The organism is Stenotrophomonas sp. 05L44_2 (assembly GCF_056665995.1).
In genome coordinates, this window is sequence record NZ_JBFTNR010000806.1 from 1 (window position 1) to 1747 (window position 1747).

Annotated in this window: 2 protein-coding genes; both read right to left on the bottom strand. The window is 64.1% G+C overall.

The features are described from left to right. The coding region (locus AC1VAN_RS20835; RefSeq protein ID WP_480986638.1) for an oleate hydratase at positions 1–990 on the bottom strand (990 nt) is incomplete at its 3' end. Positions 991–1110: 120 nt separating this feature from the next. After that, positions 1111–1747: FAD-dependent monooxygenase (locus AC1VAN_RS20840; RefSeq protein WP_480986639.1), on the bottom strand; the 637-nt coding region annotated here is incomplete at its 5' end.

Here is a 1747-nt window from a genome sequence, read left to right on the forward strand (position 1 = left end):
TCCGAACGCCGCATCCTTGGCCGCGATCCGCCGCCACAGGTCCCACGCCGGTGCCGGGCCTTCATTCAAGCGTGCAGCGGTGCGGTGGTCGCCGTTGTCGGAATTCTCGGTCAGCGAGCCGATCGTCATGAACACCAGATCGTCCGCGCCCAGGTCCACGCCACCGGCCTGGCCGTCCCGTGTCCAGTGGATGCGCGTGGCCTGCTTGCGGCCCTCCTGCAGGTCGAAGTCAACATCGGTCACTTCAGTGCCGTACTGGAACCGCACGCCGCGCTCCTGCAGCCACTTCACCAGCGGCAGCACCAGCGATTCGTACTGGTTGTACTTGGTGAACTTCAGCGCCGAAAAATCCGGCAGCCCGCCGATATGGTGGATGAAACGGTGCAGGTACAGCTTCATCTCCAGCGCCGAATGCCACTCCTCGAACGCGAACATCGTGCGCCAGTACAGCCAGAAATTGCTGTCGAGGAAATCGCGGCCAAGCACTTCGTTGATGCGCTTGTTCTCCATCTCCTGCCGGGTGGCCAGAAACAGCGCGATCACGTCCTTCTGCGCCTGCTCGCTCAGGGTAAACAAGCCATCGGTATGCGCATCTTCGCCGCGATTGATCGTGGCACGCTGCAGCGAATAGTTAGGGTCGTCCTTGTTCAACCAGTAGAACTCGTCCAGCACACTGGCATCGTCGATTTCCAACGACGGAATCGAGCGGAACAGATCCCACAGGCACTCGAAGTGGTCTTCCATCTCGCGGCCGCCGCGGATCACGAAACCCTTCTCCGGCACCTTCAGGCCATCCAGCGCGCCACCGGCAATCTGCTGCTGTTCCAGGATGGTGATGCGCTCGCCGGGCATGCGCCCATCGCGCACCAGGAACGCCGCACCGGCCAGCGAAGCGAGGCCCGAACCCACGAACCAGGCCGTCTTGTTGTCCACGCCCGCTGGCTTGCGCGGGCGCGCGAAGGCCTCGTAGTTGCCACTGCTGTAGTACATGCGTGTCTCCTTCCTGGATGGGGTAGCCCCCACTCTAGCGCCGAACCGATGTACCGCATCCTGCAGAGAGACTGCGACGCAGTGACGCAGGTGCTTCCCGTCCCAGCGTTGCAAGCGGCCTCATCCGCGGTCAGCAGTCGCCTCGGTAGTGAACCAGCGCTGGAACCCGTCAATGGCGTCCGGCATCAGCGCGCTGGCGCGCTCACGCACAATAGACTCGGCGTGGCGAATGGCACTCACTGCATCCGGCTGCGCGCACAACGCCATCGCCACATCCGACGCGTCCAGCATCGCCAGGTTCACGCCCACGCCCACCGGCGGCATCAGATGGGCAGCATCGCCGATCAGCGTCACGCCGTTGCGCGGTGTCCAACGGAAATCCGCCGGCAGGCTGTAGATCGGCCGCCGCACGAAGTCGGTGCACGCCTCCAGCAGCCGCCGCAGGTTCGGTGCCCAGCCGGTGTAGCTGCCTGTCACCAGCGCGCGCATGCCTTGTTGCGCGATCTGCGCATCAAGCCAATCAGAAGGCCGCTTCAGCGCCGCGTACACGCAGAATCGATCGCCGCTGTTGCGCTGCACGAACAGCGCCTCCTCACCGCCAAAGCAGAACAGGCTGCCCTGCCCCACCATGCCCGCGATATCCGCCGCAGGCTGCGCGATCCATCCTTCAAAGAAAGTAATGCCGGTCGGCAGCGGCTGGCACGCACTCAACGCAGCGCGGACTTTCGACCACGCACCATCGGCACCAATCACGATG